Annotated in this window: 10 protein-coding genes and 1 pseudogene; 5 read left to right on the forward strand and 6 right to left on the reverse strand. The window is 39.7% G+C overall.

The window, feature by feature from the left end; translation table 11 throughout:
* Positions 1–1,257 (forward strand): IS110 family transposase, encoded by a 1,257-nt coding sequence (locus tag CXF79_RS09835; protein WP_101153835.1) that lies wholly within the window; start codon positions 1–3, stop codon positions 1,255–1,257.
* A gap of 374 nt (positions 1,258–1,631) precedes the next feature.
* Here the strand turns inward: CXF79_RS09835 and CXF79_RS09840 are convergent, their stop codons facing one another.
* Positions 1,632–3,692, reverse strand: a complete 2,061-nt coding sequence (locus CXF79_RS09840; RefSeq protein ID WP_011044099.1) for an adenylate cyclase — start codon at positions 3,690–3,692, stop codon at positions 1,632–1,634.
* 243 nt (positions 3,693–3,935) lie between these two features.
* Here CXF79_RS09840 and CXF79_RS09845 point away from each other — a divergent pair.
* Positions 3,936–4,343: pseudogene (locus CXF79_RS09845) on the forward strand (ISAs1 family transposase); the annotation flags it as partial.
* A 234-nt stretch (positions 4,344–4,577) separates the two neighbouring features.
* On the opposite strand, the gene CXF79_RS09850 reads toward CXF79_RS09845, so the two are convergent.
* The 4 genes from CXF79_RS09850 to CXF79_RS09865 all read right to left on the reverse strand — a co-directional run bounded on the left by CXF79_RS09850 (position 4,578) and on the right by CXF79_RS09865 (position 13,693).
* Positions 4,578–7,529, reverse strand: coding sequence for a S8 family peptidase (locus tag CXF79_RS09850; RefSeq protein WP_101154806.1), 2,952 nt, complete (start codon positions 7,527–7,529; stop codon positions 4,578–4,580).
* A 608-nt stretch (positions 7,530–8,137) separates the two neighbouring features.
* Entirely contained in the window at positions 8,138–9,154 is a 1,017-nt protein-coding gene (locus tag CXF79_RS09855; RefSeq protein WP_011044095.1) for a hypothetical protein, read from the reverse strand.
* 15 nt (positions 9,155–9,169) lie between these two features.
* Entirely contained in the window at positions 9,170–12,541 is a 3,372-nt protein-coding gene (locus CXF79_RS09860; RefSeq protein ID WP_101154808.1) for a hypothetical protein, read from the reverse strand.
* 684 nt (positions 12,542–13,225) lie between these two features.
* Positions 13,226–13,693: a MarR family winged helix-turn-helix transcriptional regulator gene (locus CXF79_RS09865; RefSeq protein WP_011044093.1), complete on the reverse strand. Its 468-nt coding sequence runs from the start codon at positions 13,691–13,693 to the stop codon at positions 13,226–13,228.
* Positions 13,694–13,846: 153 nt separating this feature from the next.
* Here CXF79_RS09865 and CXF79_RS09870 point away from each other — a divergent pair, with 153 nt between their 5' ends.
* From CXF79_RS09870 to CXF79_RS09880, 3 genes are all read left to right on the forward strand, one after another.
* Positions 13,847–14,269 (forward strand): organic hydroperoxide resistance protein, encoded by a 423-nt coding sequence (locus CXF79_RS09870; protein WP_101154809.1) that lies wholly within the window; start codon positions 13,847–13,849, stop codon positions 14,267–14,269.
* 50 nt (positions 14,270–14,319) lie between these two features.
* On the forward strand, positions 14,320–14,709 hold the full coding sequence (locus CXF79_RS09875; RefSeq protein ID WP_101154810.1) for a DoxX family protein: 390 nt from the start codon (positions 14,320–14,322) through the stop codon (positions 14,707–14,709).
* A gap of 79 nt (positions 14,710–14,788) precedes the next feature.
* On the forward strand, positions 14,789–15,784 hold the full coding sequence (locus CXF79_RS09880) for a catalase family peroxidase (RefSeq protein WP_101154811.1): 996 nt from the start codon (positions 14,789–14,791) through the stop codon (positions 15,782–15,784).
* Positions 15,785–16,187: 403 nt separating this feature from the next.
* Here the strand turns inward: CXF79_RS09880 and CXF79_RS09885 are convergent, their stop codons facing one another.
* On the reverse strand, positions 16,188–17,195 hold the full coding sequence (locus CXF79_RS09885; protein ID WP_101154812.1) for an MBL fold metallo-hydrolase: 1,008 nt from the start codon (positions 17,193–17,195) through the stop codon (positions 16,188–16,190).
* Positions 17,196–17,284 lie beyond the last annotated feature (89 nt).

Below are 17,284 nucleotides of genomic sequence, written 5' to 3' on the forward strand. Positions count from 1 at the left end.
ATGACTACGTTCACTACTGAATTTACTGCTCATATAGGTATTGATTGGGCAGATAAAAAACACGACTTTTGTATTCAAGGTGTCAATCAATCGACCCGTGAATTTGGAGTTTTAACTCACTCACCAGAAAAAATAGATGACTGGGTACAGTCTTTACATCAACGATTTGGAGGGCAACTGGCCATATCTATTGAGCTGACAAAAGGACCGATTGTGTATGCTTTGCAAAAATACAACTTCATCACAATCTTCCCTATCAATCCCTTGCTGCTAGCTAAATATCGTGAAGCATTTACACCGAGCAAAGCTAAAGATGATCCAACAGATGCTGAGTTAGCTTTGGATTTAATGATTAATTACCCTAAAAAAATCAAACCCCTTGCTTTACAAAGTACACCAATACGGAAGCTCATGTACCTGGTGGAGCAACGACGCCGATTAGTTGAGGATAGAAGACGTTTTGGGAATCGATTGATATACGTCCTTAAACAATACTTTCCTCAATTATTAGAGATGTTTAGCCATCGAGATTCGGAAATGTTTTGCAATTTTATTCATCGCTGGCCTAGTTTGCAAAAGTTGAAAAGAGCAAGAGCGGATACCATAAGAAAGTTCTTTTTAGCTGCTGGTGGGCGCTCAGTGCCACTAATTGAAAAGCGGATTGAGATCATTAATCATGCTCAATACATCACCGAAGATACCGCTATAATTGATTCACATCAGCTTCTAGCAATATCAATTTCAGATCAAATAATAACAACAGTTAGAGCTATTGGCATGTTCGACATCGAGATAGACAAGTTATTTCATGAACAACCAGATGCAGAGTTCTTTGAATCTTTACCGAGTGCAGGCCCTTGCATGGCACCACGGTTACTCGTCGCCTTTGGTGAAAATAGAGATCGGTTTACGACTGCATCAGAAGTACAAATGTACGCTGGCGTCGCTCCTGTAACCGTCAGAAGCGGACAAAAATCATGGGTACATTGGCGCTGGCAATGCTCAACATTCCTTCGACAATCATTTATAGAATGGTCAGCTAAAACCGTTCATTCATCTTATTGGGCAGGTTTGTATTACACCCAACAAAGAAGGAAGGGGAATTCTCATCAGTCGGCGGTAAGGTCATTAGCGTTTAAGTGGATCCGGATTTTATTTCGTTGCTGGAAGTCGAGAACGAACTATAGTGAAACGAAATATCTGAAGTCACTCAGAGATAGAGAGTCGCCACTATTATTGTTAAAAATAGTTGACTGAAAGACTCAGGGCGTGATGAAGACATTAGTATTTGAAAATTTTTGTATGTTTTGATCTACAGCGGAAATGGCTTAACAATCACATTCCTCTAGCAGCTTCCCGATAGTTGACGTTCCCCATAGATAAAAACTTTAAGCTTTTGATGATGACTTTTTACCAATAAGTCATTCAGCCTCTATGTTAACTAAGCTACCATTGCCGTCAGTCGCGAAGTTGCATTGGGATGACTTCAAGGCTCTAAGCTGCCATTGAACTTCCATCACTTGATGTTAACTTTGAGTCTATAGCGTTCATCAATTCAGACTTTAATACCGCTATTTTGCAATTTCACCTTAAGAGTAGGTGGTTATAAAGTCATTCTTATGGCACTAAGTTTAGTTCTTTAGAGCACTCTTAACTAAATTTATAAATTCTGGTTCGTTTGCAATTGTTGAATACCAATAGTTAGTTTCTATAAGCGGCAGCATTGCGATATTTATAGGTAATATTATCACTCCTTTGTTTTTTAGCATTAATGCGACTATTTCTTTTGCTGTATATTGACCAGACAAAATGTTGTAAGTAAAACATTTTTCAACTAAAGCAGGATAGCCATTACAATTTTCATAGCCATGCTCAATTAAGGTTTGATTATAGCTTTCAAAATCCATGCTATTTTTGAGTTTTTCATTTAAGTAAATAGCATAAATACTATAATCAAGTTTATTGTTTAGATTAGGGATAACACCTTCAATGAAACCTACAAAGTGTTGCTCATTTTCAACATAGCTGTTCACATCTTTGATGTCACCTAATAAACTTTTGCTAAATAATGTAATTGATTTTGTTCGTAAATTATCCATATGACCAAAGTCTACTTCTTGATATTGTATTCCTTTATCTCTCACTAATTTTGCCAACTCAACTGCTATCAAGTAATCGTCACCAATTTTCAAAGCCTGTTCAAAAGTAATCTCATTGAAAAAAGAACCTAAAGAATTTCTATAGTATTTTAAATTATCATCATTAGATTTTTTTATGATTTTAAAAGCAGATGAAATATTATTTTCAGCAATCAATCCAAATATCTCATCCCTAATACTTTGTATATGTTGAGGTTGTAATTCTCTGCCTTTATCTATTACCTCTCTCATCTCAGCTAGACGGTTTTCTTTCTGATAAAGGCTCATCAAATTGCTTCTTGAAGAGGTATTTAAGGGGTCTTTAGATAAAACACTTTTATGCATTTCAATAATGTCATTCCTAGACAAGTGCGAATATATATTGGCGTAATAAGCATAAATAAACTTTAACTCACTGCTTGAAGGGAACTCACTAACACTATGTTTAAAATACTCAATAGACTGAACGTTATAACCCTCGCCTGAAAGCCACATGCCAATGGCCATACTTTTTTCAGCAAACTTCTCTGGAGACGATAGTAAATCTCTAATCAATAGTTCAGCATTTTTTTGCTGTTCAATATTTAATGCTCTTATGTAACGATTATATCTTGCATAAAGGTTATAAAGTTGAGCCTTAGCTAATAAAAAATCATGGTCTAGTTCAATGGCTTTTTCCAGTAACTTCTCGGCATCTTTTATGCCTGAAGGAGTACGTTGATGAAATAAAGGTAATGATTTTAGATAAAGCTTATAGGCTTCGGGATTATCTGATTTTGCTAAAGCAGAACTTTGAAGGTCACCTTTAAGGATGTTGAGCTTCAATGCTTGAGTAATAGCAAATGTGAGTTGATCCTGAAGAACAAAAACATCTGTTAACTTTTTGTCGTAAGTTTCCGACCATATGTGATGCTGGGTGGTCGCATCAATTAACTGAGCAGTAACTCTTAGTTTGTCTTCTGATTTTCTGATGCTTCCTTCTAAAATAAACTGAGCACCTAATTGTTTTCCAATTTGGTTAATATCCTTTTTTTCATTTCTAAATTGAAAGGAGGATGTTCTAGCTATAACTTTAAGGCTAGATATTTTTGTTAATGAGTTTAATATTTCTTCGGCAATACCGTCACCAAAATACTGTTGAGTCCCTCCAGGGCTCATATCTTTAAAAGGTAATACAGCAATGGTTAAGTCTAATTTTTCATTGATTTGAAAAGTAAAAAACTTGTCATAAACAATAAAACTTATTAACAGAGCTATTATAAACATTAAAGATGCATTGAGTTTTTGACCTGTTTCTTGACGAATAGATTCATCTTCCTCGACATCTTTAGTGAACTTCATACCCTCAGGGGTGAGTTCAAATGCCCAAGCTATTACGCACGAAATAGGAAAACCAATAATAAGAACAACAGTAACGATTGTTCCAAACATTATAGGTAGATTAAGAGAGGGGGAGATAACAGCGATAATTTGCAACACTAGCCAAGTGGTGAGTAAATAAACACTCGCTACTTTAAAGATATTTCTACGTTTTAATTCAGTAAAAAACTTCATATTCCCTGTAATTTTAAGTTGTTTTTCTTTGTTAGATTAAAGTAGCACCTTAAAAGGTATGATTCAATTTTTAGACAATTATGAAACTAACTAATGGTTGCAATGCTGGAGGAGAAACTTCTTAATTTAAAGGCTCTATGACCGCTTTAGTGGCGTTGTTGCCAGTCATTGGGGTATTTTGGTTAAGTGAAACATATGTCTTCTGAAAGCTCAAAGCTGCTAGTGGGAATACATCTCAGAACGCTAATTGATAAAAAATGGTTGGCAAAAGCTTATCGACGGTCTGGACTGAAAAGCATTATTAAAGTTCACACTCAAGTTCATGATAAATCAACAGGCAAAGATACAGCAGAAACCCGTTGGAATATTAGCTCGTTAGATTTGCACGTAGTGCAAGCGCTCAATGCGGTTCGTAGTCATTGGCAAGTTGAAAGTATACATTGGATGCTTGATATGACCTTTAGAGTAGATGAATCGAGAATATGTAGAAAGCAAGGTCCTCATGTATTTAATGTAATGCGAAAGATAGCGATGACACTATTTAAACAAGATACGACTAAGTTAGTTAGTATGGCGAGAAAAAAGAAAATGGCAGGGCTTGACGATGATTATCGCTCAAACCTGTTAGAATCTGGGATTAAAATGCGCTAGCCGTTTATGCTTCTACCCTCAAACACAGATTGGTCTGACTAAGTATAGGGCTTCGCGCTATTATGGTGGCTTACCCACCAATACCGCCGAAACAGATTACGGTTAGTTGTGTACCTCTATCCTCCTATGACTTCCTTCAGACTCACCGTCAGCCAGTAACGCCCTTGCCAACTTCGCTGAGCAAACATAAAAAAAGGCCCATAAAGGGCCTTTCAACTTTCCGTTAGTTGTTAACTAGCGGTTATCTACTTCAACTAAGGTAGCGCCTATCAGGCCTCCTGCGTCAGAGTGACCTATTACTCCAAAATGCCATTTTCCATTGGTTGCACCGGTCCAGTCTACGCCAATTGTCTCCGTCGCACCCAATGTTGCTGAACTGGGTGCACTGGCAACTGTCAGACTGCCGCTAGCCATGGGAACTACCCAGCTGTAAAGTTCATAGTCAGTGCTCCCGCCTGGGGCAGACCAACCGTGAACCCAAAGGGTGTAGGTGTCATCTCCTGGAAGTTCCATTTCAATCAACTCATCGGTACCACCATTGGCACTCACGCCAACGATATTACCAACAGAGTCCAAAAGGAATATATCCAGATCTGCGTTCGGATCAGCTACGCCGGGGATCGCAATTCGTAAATACGCCGCACCACTTACTACAATAGCGTGTGCGTTAGAGAATGTATCGCCTGGGTCAAATATTTGATCCGGATCCTGAACAACGCTGTCGATATCAACAGTGGCTGCAGTCAAACCATAGCCGCTGGCCGTGTAATCACCAGTGTAGCCGAAAGTCACGTCAATGCTTGCGCTGCCAGTCTCACTGCTTCCAGTGATGTTAGCAGGTGCTTCAAATAGAGCCCCCTTGACTGCAATTGGGCTGTACACGGAATAATGATCATTTGAATCTCTCCAAGTGATGGAGCCGTGGGCCCACTCGCCTGCAGGAGATGCCGTGTTGGTAATGGTAACTGCATAAGTTGCCGACATACCGGATTTAAGTTTTATGCTGGCTGGCAACACCGAAACCTCATATCCAGCAGGAGCATCAACGTCAACGCTGTAAGTTCTCCAACCGCTATCTTTGGCGACCCCAGTAACAGATCTATAAACGGTTTTGCTGCCGATAACATTGGCTATACCGATAGAAGGCAGATTGAGATTAGCCGGGTCAGTAGGAATCCCTAAGGATTCCAAAAAGCCGCAGGTTCCCGGACTAAATATGCCGAGCTCGGCGCCACAGCTATAAGCTGCATACTCGAACAAACCTGCTTGATAGGCAAGGCCGGGCTCAAATATCGATCCCTTGTTTGCTTTGCCGCCGGGGTTAACATGACCAGCGCCCATATCAAACGCATCAGCTGGAGTCGCTTCGTCTTCCTTCATCACATCCTGATACGCGGTGGTCATCAGGGCCGATTTGGCGGTAGATGGCGACCAGTTAGGGTGAGCTTGTTTGATCATTGCAAACAAACCAGCCACATGAGGGCTGGACATGGACGTTCCGGATATCATCTGAAACAGTTCACCACGGCCTTCGGATGCGGGTGTTTGGCCCGCAATGATGTTAACACCGGGAGCTGTTACGTCTGGTTTGATAATATCCCCAGATAACAGGTTGGGGCCTCGAGATGAAAAGCCAGCCATTGAAGGTGCGTCTATTTCTGTATAGGTGCCACCCATTATTTGGGCAACCGCAGTTGAGGCATCGTTAGAGATATAGCCTTTGATAACTAGACCGTCTGTATTGTTGATATGCACAGAGGGAACCCAGTGTGAATCAGTAACTTGACTCTCGTCGTCGTTGGCATTGTAGAGGATCATGCCTGCGCCACCAGCAATATTTACTGCCTTACTTTTGTCTACACGGGCAATAGCCCCCCGAAGACACAGGACAATTTTCCCGGCCACTGCCACTGGATCTAAAACACCGGGAATGCATAGTTCACTCCCCGCTTCTGCAGAATCGATTAGTGCTAATTCAGCGGTGCCTGCAGTGATTGAAGCTCCAAAAAATTCCCACTCTCCGACTGAAGAGGCCGAGCCCTGATAAGTTCGATTCTGGGTGCTGGCACCCACAGAGGTTACCCACGGTGTTGAGGCAGGGGAACCTGTTGTAGCTGGGGCTGGACCGCTGTTACCATTCGATGTCGCAACAAACACTCCGGCATTCTCGGCAAACAAAAAGGCAACATCATCGGGACCGATTGCAAAGCTACTTGATCCGATGGAGTAGTTGATAACGTCTACACCGTCAGCTACTGCCTGGTCAATAGCAGCTGCTAGGTCAGATCCAAAACCGCCCAGATCACCAAGCCCTTTATACATAACGATGTGAGCTCTTGGGGCAATGCCTGAAATCAGACCATAGTCATTGCCTAACATATTCGCTGGGACGTTTGCATTTCCGCCTGATGTTGAAGAAGTATGAGTTCCATGTCCATCTTCGTCTCTAGCAGAGTCAAACTCATCACTCGTTGCGCCCACGATAAGGCGATAAGTGTCCAGCATCTGTCTGGCACCAATCAGTTTGTTGTTACAGCTGAAGGCAACATCATCTGGACGGTGTCCCGTGTTGCCAAATTCGCAATTTGGACGCGAGTCATCAAGTAAAATAGGGGGGGTGCTGTAAGATCCGTCGTCAGTAAACGACGGATGTTCTGGCCAGATTCCGGTATCAATTACGCCGATAACGATGCCTTCGCCGTCATAACCTTTAAGCCAGGGACCCGCCGGACCACCTAAATCAAGAAAACTGGGACTGTTATCCGTCATCTTCTGGCGCAATACATCGGGCATAACTTTCGCGACACCATCCTGCGAGGAAAGAGCTACGGCTTGCTCGTGAGTCATTTTGGCACTAAAGCCGTTAAGAGCGATGCCGTAGTCATGCACCTTGTCTTTAGATTTGACATTAGCCTTTGCAAGAGCCGCGTCGTGGGTCTTGCTGAGCATGCTGGTGTATTTACGAACATTAGCGCTTTTGGGGTTTATCTTTTTATTTTTGCCCGGTTTAGTGGCCTTAAAGCCCTTGATATCGCCCTCATAAGCAATTGCAGGGTTCAGGTCCATAATAACAATGTAGGAGCCATACTCTGATTTGGGGATTTCTTTTTTTCCTTTGGCGCTAACGCCTTGGGAGATCACGAACATTAGTATAATTACCCACATGAGTGGGAGTATATTTTTCATAATAATAGTTTCCTGCCTGTTTTATTATTGAGTTGTTATTACATCTTTAAATTTTAAATTAAAAGAAGACATCAATAGCTACTGGCTACTGTTCGTGTAATGAACATTACCAGTGTAGTCAAGATACGAATCATTTCCAGTTAGCATGCTATGAGTCAAATGACTATTTTGGTGAACAGGTAGATATATTAAATATTTATTCTACGACTGTTTTGTCGCTTTGGGTTACAGAGGCTATGACTGCTATGGTGGCTTAGTTCACATTCAGGTTTAACGACTCATTGACAAAAGTCATCATCAAAAGGCACATGTTTTTATCTATGGGGGAACGTCCGTTATCAGGAAGATGTTTACATGATGTGGTTGTTCAGCTATGTCGGCTATAAATCAAAACATACAAATATTTCAGTATGAACATACAAATGCTAAATTCCGAAATGTGGCATGAGTCGCCCTTTAAATTATGTAATATATTCATACTACGGATAAGTATACCGCTCTACTTACCTCCTTATGGACAAACTTTATTGTCGCTGCACATCTATCTCTTCGCTCGATGGGGTGGATGAACTTCTCGTTACTACGACCCCTATATTTCGAATATTCGGTCAACAAGTCATACTTGGCATGTAAGCAGCAAAATGCCTATTCTCAGAATCAAGTTCAATACCTAAATAGTTAGTATAGAATTTTATGTAAGACAAAAGGAACCTGTTAACTTTTACATGTGATAGCCGCAATTTTCCGGTCTTATCTGGCTCTGCAGACATACCAGGAAGACCACCGAATGTTTTTCGATTAGAAGCTTTTGTGATAGCAAATGTATAACTTTCTTCCATCAATAGGCAGAAAAAACGTTTCAAAGTACCGAATTCAAACTCTACAGGTCCACTAGCCGCAATAGTAATGCCGAGACGCACCTCAAGTATTTTACGATGTAACGCGGACAACTTAGTAAGCCTAAATTTTTCAGAGTCCAGCAGCCCCGTTGAGCGGAAATTTGGTTGTGCCATGAGTTCACGCATTATCCCCCTAAACGGAATTGCGGCAAAACAACCCCATATCCAGTTATGCCCGTCGGGGTGGTAAGCGTTCGCGAATTGTGTTTGATGTGAAATACTCATTCGCGGTAATTGAAAATCGTGGAAACGAGCATCGAGATCATGTATGTCTCGATGGCCACCAGATGTATTTATTTGGTCGCTATTTACAAGAATTGGGCCCCCAATAAATGAATGAGAGAATATGCTCAATTCATGTAAAGTATTTGGGGAATCTACGCCTATTTCTCTAACCGCGGCATAAACATGTGTGATTGAAAGGAAACCCTCTTGTTCCTCATTAAAGGTCCATTCACCATCCCCATCTCTGCGATGATAAAGATGGTTCTTGATTCTTTTGAATCTATGTTTGGGCACCGCCGTAATGATCCGCCTACCGTTAGGATCGATAGATATTTTTATAATATTCGCCTGTCCTGACTGGAAGTCAAATGTATGGAAATGAATTTCTTCCCCCTTATTTTTAGCCTCAAGCATCTTCATACGCTTCGAAATTCTCTTAGAAAATCCAAGGCCATGGCGAGAGTAGTCGAAGCCAGCTACCAATATGAACTGTTTCAACATACTTCAATCACAGCTTTACGCATTAATTTCGGGTAAATCACTCCCATCCCCCAATACCACTAACGAAGTAGGAATAATTACTATCCACGGCACTCCTATCGCCTTAGCACCTATTGAAAATTGGGTTACTCCTTGCAAAGTCGGTCCAATATCGTCATCCAGCATAATTGTTTGCTGTTCCTTATTCACCGATTTAATCATATACGTTTTGCCATCGATATTGATTTCTCGATTAACATCATCGTTATCAAATAAGGTGTTTTCACCGGTAACCTGCGCTTGGGGATCTCCTGTTACATAGGAAAGTGTTCCCTTAGATTTAAAATAAACAGCACCTTGTTGCGCTTTCATTTCTTCGGTGATTGAAAGGAAGGGATCTACTGACTCTTCTTCGTTATCTATATCAAGACACGAGATAATTGTAGCACCCTCATTTCCATCCCACGGGAGTTTACCAGTGGAGAGGTATGTGTTTACAGCATTTACAAATCCTGGTCGAACGGCAATATTGAGACGACATGAGCCTGCTTGTAGGAAAGCTTGAAAAATAGGATCAGTGTCTTCTATTCTGCTTGTGGTAGGCCAATCCTTCTTTTTCCCCCAATAATAAGGGTAAAAGAGATATTGTAAATTCTCCCACTCGAAGGCCTGCTCTACAAATCTTATTTCTTGTCCCTCGCTCCATGCCTCATCAACATTTTGTTGTGGGTATCCATATTCACCTACATTCTCTTGCATGGCGTCAAATTCAGCAAAGGTCTGCCCTGTCATTTGGGTAATAACTTGGCGTTTTAATTCATTAAGGATGATTTTTTGATTTTCTAACGGGTTTTTACCTTGAATATCTACACTGCCAAAATTTTCTTCGCCGGATATGGCTTCTTCGTATTCTTCCTTGAGCATTTCGTATCTGTTCATAATAGCGTTGAACGTTGATATTTGCCACGCTGTCATCGTGGTATAGGTTCTTTTACATTCCACTTCCAAAGTGGCCGTGAACAAGCCCAAATACCTCAATGACATGGCAACAGGTAGTATCATTTCTTCATTATCTAATATGAGTGCTATATTCTGTATATCCGCCAGCGAAGGGGCAGGTACTAACTCTCCATCTACTATGGGCTGATTTCCCCCGACATCAATATTTAACTGGCTCTTTTGTACAAAGATACTTCTTCTACCTATAGCAATCTCGCCATAAACATACGCATCACTCGTATTCAAATTTAGCCAAGCTTTTTTGGCTTGATATCCGGGCGGGATCTTGAGCGTCATATCTGCAAATCCCGCAAAAAAAACCTGTTGCTCAAAGGGCTGTTCCACCGCAATCTTAAAAACGTCTTTATCATACGCAGTAGATACTGTTACAAATTTGGCTGGTGGTGGTTCAATATCTTGAATATTATAAGCCTTCACCCAGTCTAGATAACTTTCCACGGTCAGAGTACCTGGTGATAGCGGGATATACTTGCCTCTGATGCAGTATCCCGGTTTCAAAGGCTTGGAAATAGTACTACCTTCTTTTGGACGACGTGTTGCTAGATACCTTATGAAAGCAGCAGGCTCTGGAATTATTACTTCGATAAGCTCCCGTTTGCCGTAATTAAATACCTGGGCTTCATATTTTTTGTTTACCCAGCTATAGATTCCATTAATATGTTCAGCGTCAGCTTCCTGGTTTTTAAAGGAATGTTCATTAATAACTTCAACTTCATCAATGGTAAGCATAGTACGCTTTTCTTTGATTTTTTCCTGTATGCGATGAACACTTCTGTCGACCACTTCTTTGCTATAACTGGTCGAAAGGCTCTCTGTTTTAGAGCTAGAGTTGTCCGTCGCAATGCCTGCGTTTGCACTAAATTCTACAGAGATACCGTAAGTTCCACTGACTGTAAGTCCTGCTTCTTTTTGAGTACTCTCCTGCATCTCTTTATTAATTTCTTTTTGAAGCTCAAATCGAGTAGTCGTTTCCAGATCTCGTTCTGTCTCTTCTTCCCTGTCCAGTTCAAATGAAGTAAACTCTTCCGTTTTGTGTAACGTTCGATGGTTGCGTGAACGCTTTTCACTGGCCATAACATTTTCTATATGTGCTATCTCACCAATTTCGTAGCCTATCAATTTTTGCTTGACGACTTGTAACTCTCCAACACCCAAAGAATTGAATCGACAAAGTTTAAGAGGATAATCGGCTTGCTTAATGGGATCGTCTTTGGACGACAAAGGACAATCTCCTGATGGAAATTTAATGGGGGGAGCATCTGGATCATAGTATGCTTCATCGGCTTGGCTGCCAACATTAACATTGTATTCGCCAAACCTCGACATAACAGTATTTGTGGGCACGGCATGGAGGTTGTTGGCAATGTTAAGATTTCGTTCTTCTAGTCGAGTAATTGCAAAAGAGGCCTCTATTTTATCTGAATTACTACCAATCGCCTCTAGACGTTCTTTTGTTTGTTGACTAATATTTTTGGATATACCTTGTGCGAGAATTGATTGAAAATCGATTCTGTTTTTTTGTGGCTTTCTGGCAGGAATGCTGACTTTGTTTGATACGGGTAATAACCCAAGCCATCGACCAGCTCTTTGAATAATTCCGCTATAAACAGCAGGAATTTCCTGCGCTTTAGACTCAGGAGGAGCTTTCTCAAGTTGTAACATGCGGCGCCTTTCCCAGTCTTTATCATAGGCTAGAGTTAGTTCTTTAATCGCACTGTTATTGCCATCGTATTCTTCAACTGCCTTTTTTACTCGTTCCTTATTTTCTTTAATTTGTTCCGTATTTTCGTCGTCGACCTTTGGTAATCTTTCTGATGATCTTTTCGAAACGATAAGCTTTGATACAGTGATTGTTTTCGCTAAAGCTTCATCAATCGACTTATCGTCAGAGATAGCCTCATTTTTTACCTGAGAAATTACATGTAGGCTACGAATTGCACGTTCAATACTCCTAAGGTCTGCCTTTTTTTCCTTACCCAATAACAGAGTAGCATTGAAACTGTCATCAAGCCGACTCTTCCAGTTTACTAGATTTTCATCTGTGATATTCAACCTATCCAATTCTGTTTTGACAATAGAAAGCTTACCCTTGCCCGTTTTACTATGCATTTTTACAGCTAAATCAGAGAGTTCCGCATTAAGACTTTTCAAACTGGAAGTATAGACTGTTGCATCATCACTGAGTTTATTGTTCACATAATCATTTGCGATCTTCACAATTACAGGTAAAGGTGAATTTAGCTTGTTTTCGTCATTAAGCATTTGTAAAAGTACACTGGAATCTTCACCATTCCCACTGGCATCAATTCTAGCCGCATCTACATCACTCACATTATCCGGCTCTCTGATTGCCATAAACCTGAATACATCTGAACGTTCCATACGCATTATATTTATCCCTTTATTATTCGTAGATATATAACTGCAACGAACTGTAAAATATTGCCGTATTGATAAGCATATATGTAATTTGTGATTACGTGATATTGAGTTTAGCTTGTTAATTTTGAAATACTAGATCCGTAAATGATAGAAGTGATTGATAAAGCTAATACTGATTTACTTAAAAAAACGTATGTGGATATTCGAAAATTTCAAGATTAGACGACTATGGTCATATTAGTTGGGCATTAATATCTAAAACCAGTCTATTATGACTACTATATATATGAGGGAGTGGGGATTTATTATCATTTACTTCGGTTTAGCTAACAGATGAATCATTAAAATTAACTAGTGTAATGTCTGCTTACTTATCAAAGTGAACATAAAACGGGATGGTTTTGACCCGTGAATTAGGTCAGCAGTGTTGCAAAAGCGGAAGTTAGCTTTTGAGTTAATAACAGCAGAGCAGAGATTCTAAAACTTCCTTTTTCATTCAAAATTCACATCCATCCACAACTAAAACTTTTGCATGGCGCTAGATCTCAAATCGCCAAAGCAGACATTGGAATTTTTAAGTTTTGAATAAATATAGAGTATTAAGTCTAAGACGCAATCGCCCCCAAAACGACTTCTAAAACAATGTTCGCTTTGTGAAAATTCAAAATTAAAGACCTGGCGCCATGGTTCTTATTTTTGTAAGTTGGCTAATAACTTTTCACAGCTTGCTTTGAGTTGCTGTAATTCAGCTATTTGAAGTTGGCTTTTACAGAAAATCGCTTCTGGTACTGATTCAGCCTGACTTTTTAACTGTTGGCCTTGAGTGGTTAAAAATACCAATCTAACACGCTCATCTTCATCACTACGTTCGCGCGTTATAAAGCCTTTTACTTCTAAACGTTTTAGTAAAGGAGTTAATGTACCTGAGTCGAGATGTAAGTCATGGCCGAGATCCTTCACGTTAATACCACTTTTCTCCCAAATTACCATCATGGTTAAATATTGAGGATAAGTCAGATCGAGTGCGCTCAGTAGTGGACGATAAGAACGAATTAACGCATTTGAAGCGCTATAAAGTGAAAAGCAAACTTGATTCTTTAATAATAACTGAGGCGTTTCTGCTCCATTTTGATCGCAAGCTGTTGTTGATAAACTCATATTATACCTCTGACTAAAAAAGATTGTGCACAATATACTTGTATTTTGCTTTTTAATCGAGCTATAATCACTAAAATTGAATTGCCCGCAATCTAATTGCGGGCAATTATAGTAAATGCCTAACTAATTAAATATGTTCAAAAGGAAATCATTATGACAACGCTATATACAACAACAGCAACTGCTTCTGCAGGACGTAACGGACAAGTAAGCACAGATGATAATATGCTCGATCTTGCACTAAGTTACCCAAAAGAGATGGGAGGAACGGGCGCAGCAACAAACCCTGAACAGTTATTTGCAGCGGGTTACGCTGCTTGTTTTTCAAATGCCATTTTACATGTAGCGGGAGGGGAGAAATTAAAACTAGTGACAGCACCTGTAACTGCAGAAGTGGGTATTGGTCCTAATGAAGCGGGTGGTTTTGCATTAAGCGTTTCATTAGCGGTAACGTTAGAACTGGATGATGAGCAAGCAATCGCATTGGTTAAAACTGCACATCAAGTCTGCCCATACTCAAATGCCGTTAATGGTAATATTGATGTGAAACTGACAGTCAATGGCGCTGCATTATAATTCGCTTTATTTAGATAGTCATTAAACAGTAACAAACAAGGATTGAAAAAATGAACACTATGTTATTAACGGTTGGACGTGTTTTACTCGCATTATACTTTCTGGTTCCCGGTATCATGAAATTTGTATCTTGGGATATGCATATACAGCTAATGGAAAAACACAATATGCCATTTGTCCCTGTGTTATTAGCATTGGCGGGTATTTTCCAAATAGTCGCTGCTTTGATGCTAATTGCAAATCAATTTACCGGAATCGTCGCATTGTTATTAGCAGGCTTGGTGTTAGTCATTAATATTTCGTTGCATGATTTTTGGAATTTTTCGGGTCTAGATGGCGCACATGAAATGCAAAATTTCATTAAGAACTTAGGCATTTTTGCGGGATTATTGGTACTTTCTGGTCATTCCTTGCCGGCATTTTTACAAAAAGAAAAGTAATGTTTTTAATTTTCATAAAGTTTATGAGTAATCTAGCTGCTTAATAGTTATTAATTTATCAAAAGGTTCGAAAACACAAATGATCCATAACCTCATTACCCCAAGCCTTACTGCTTTTATTCTAATTGCAGGTGCTACAGCAACTTCTAATGCCGTAGCTAATGAAAATAAAATTCAAGCAAATGATTTCGTTGAAATATTTGTAAAGCTAGGTGGAAAACATCCAGGCTATAGAAAGGCACATGCTAAAGGTTTGTGTGCCTCAGGCACTTTTTTACCAGCGCCCAATAAGCACTTCCAAGGTTCAGCACTGTTGTCCAACGGTGAACTGCCCGTATCTATGCGCTTTTCATTAGGTGGTTCTAACCCAACTAGTGATGAAAAAGCACCCGGCACTCGCGGTATGGGTATGCAAATTGAACTACCTAATGGCTCTTTACATACTTTCACGGGCAACAACTTCCCAGTCTTTGCAGGTAAGGATCCAGAAACTTTTCATGGCTTTTTATCAACATTACTTCCTGATGAAAATGGAAAGTCTGACTCTGCCAAAACAATAGCATTCATTCAGAAGCACCCGAGCGTGCAAGCTAATGCCATGTGGAATCAAACAGCTAAAACACCTGCATCGTATGCCAATACAGAGTTTTTTGGCATCCACACGTTTTACTTTGAACAATCAAATGGGCATAAAACTAAATTTCGCTGGAACATTAAGCCGAGCTTAGGTGTAAAGACAATGGAAAAAGCAGAGGCGGCTAATAAGCCAACCGAGTTTTTAGCTGATACTTTTGCTCAACAACTTAAAAACGAAACTGTTCGTTTTACAATTATGGCAAGCTTAGGTGAAGCTGAAGATAGCGATATTGACCCATCACAACAGTGGCCTAGTGAACGTCCTCAAGTAGCTCTTGGAACAGTGACGGTTACAACTAGTGGTGGGGGTGCATGCAAAAATACTAACTTTGATCCTAATATTATGTCCGCTGGTTTTATGCCAAGCGCAGATCCAGTTTTAAAAATACGATCACAAGCTTATGCTATATCTTTTGGCAAAAGATTGAGCGGTCAATAAATAACTACCAAATATAATTATTTTAGGACATCCGTTTGGAATCAATGGGGTGTAGTCTTAGCTATACCCATTGGTTGAAAGCTCAAGTGCCAATCAATGTTGCAGTCAAAGAAAATAAAAAACGTCTAGCTAAGTTCAATGTCAGCTATCGTATCTTAGTTAACATTTAGCCAGTGACTTCTTCAACTAGCCAATTGTGGACATTAAATCTTTGCAAATTCAGGAGCATATTTAGGGCAATATTAGCCAAGATTTTTTGCTCACTTGTGGGGCGGGTTTAATCTCATTGCAGACGGTGGGCTTTCATCCATCAACACTAACTATTGCAGCCATAGTCTATTGTTATGTTTTTTAGCCTCAAAATATATAAGTGATATCAATAGTGAACTGACTATAATATAACCTAAATTGAATGAGGCTTTCCAAAAGTAGGAATAATTACTTTTAGAGGATCCATGTTTAATTTCTTAATTTCTTCATTAAGAGTCTCAATTGGATCATTATATCCCTCATCAGTTAACTTAAAAGTCCCAAAGTGAATACCGATCATCTTCTTACTTTCTAGGTCTCTAAATGCTTGTAGAGACTCCTTTGGGTTAAGGTGGGCATCTTTCATGAACCATCTAGGTTCATACGCTCCAATTGGAATCAAAGAAAGATCCGGTGCACCAAGTTTCTCTTTAATTTTTTTAAAGAACTTCCCGTATCCGGTGTCTCCTGCAAAGTAGATCTTATAATTATTTTCAATATAGAACCCACCCCAAAGCATTTCCCTTTTATCGAATAGACCTCTGGCTGACCAATGCTGGGAAGGAACAAAAGTAATCTTAGTATTATTAGCTGTTATATTTTGCCACCAATCCAGATCGACAGCGGCTTCAATTCCATTCTCTTCTAGAAATGACTTTGTTTTCAATCCTGCAACGAACTTGGGAGCATCTCTATCGTTTAATCGCTTGAGCGTATCAAGATCTAGATGGTCATAATGATTATGAGATATAAGAACGATATCTATTGAAGGCAGATCATCAAAGGCAATACCAGGTTTAACGACTCTTTTGGGTCCAGCAAATTGAACAGGTGAAGCTCTGAGTGAATAATGAGGATCAGTTAGTATGTTTAAATTATCAATCTGAATAAGAACTGATGCATGGCTGATTACAGTAATTATTGGCTTTACCGATCTTTGGCTAGAGGGTTTAAACTGCTTGGAGTCAATTTCATCTGGCCAAGGAGTAGACTCACTTATAGCCTTAATTTTCCAACTGAGTAGGTCAAATATACTTTTATCGTCAAAAGGCTCAATGTTATCAAATTTAACACCGTCAAAAGGGGCATTAGTCTTTGTATAGGGTTGAGATACACAGGAGGATAGTAAAACGGTAAATATTAACGCTGAGAGTTTTTTCATTTAGCTTGCTCATTTTTTTCTTAGTATTTATTTAAAACCAAAAACATATTACGTAACGTATAAACTTAGATATTAAATTAAAGGTTGAT

The sequence above is a fragment of the Colwellia sp. Bg11-28 genome (genome assembly GCF_002836245.1).
Taxonomy (GTDB): domain Bacteria; phylum Pseudomonadota; class Gammaproteobacteria; order Enterobacterales; family Alteromonadaceae; genus Colwellia; species Colwellia psychrerythraea_A.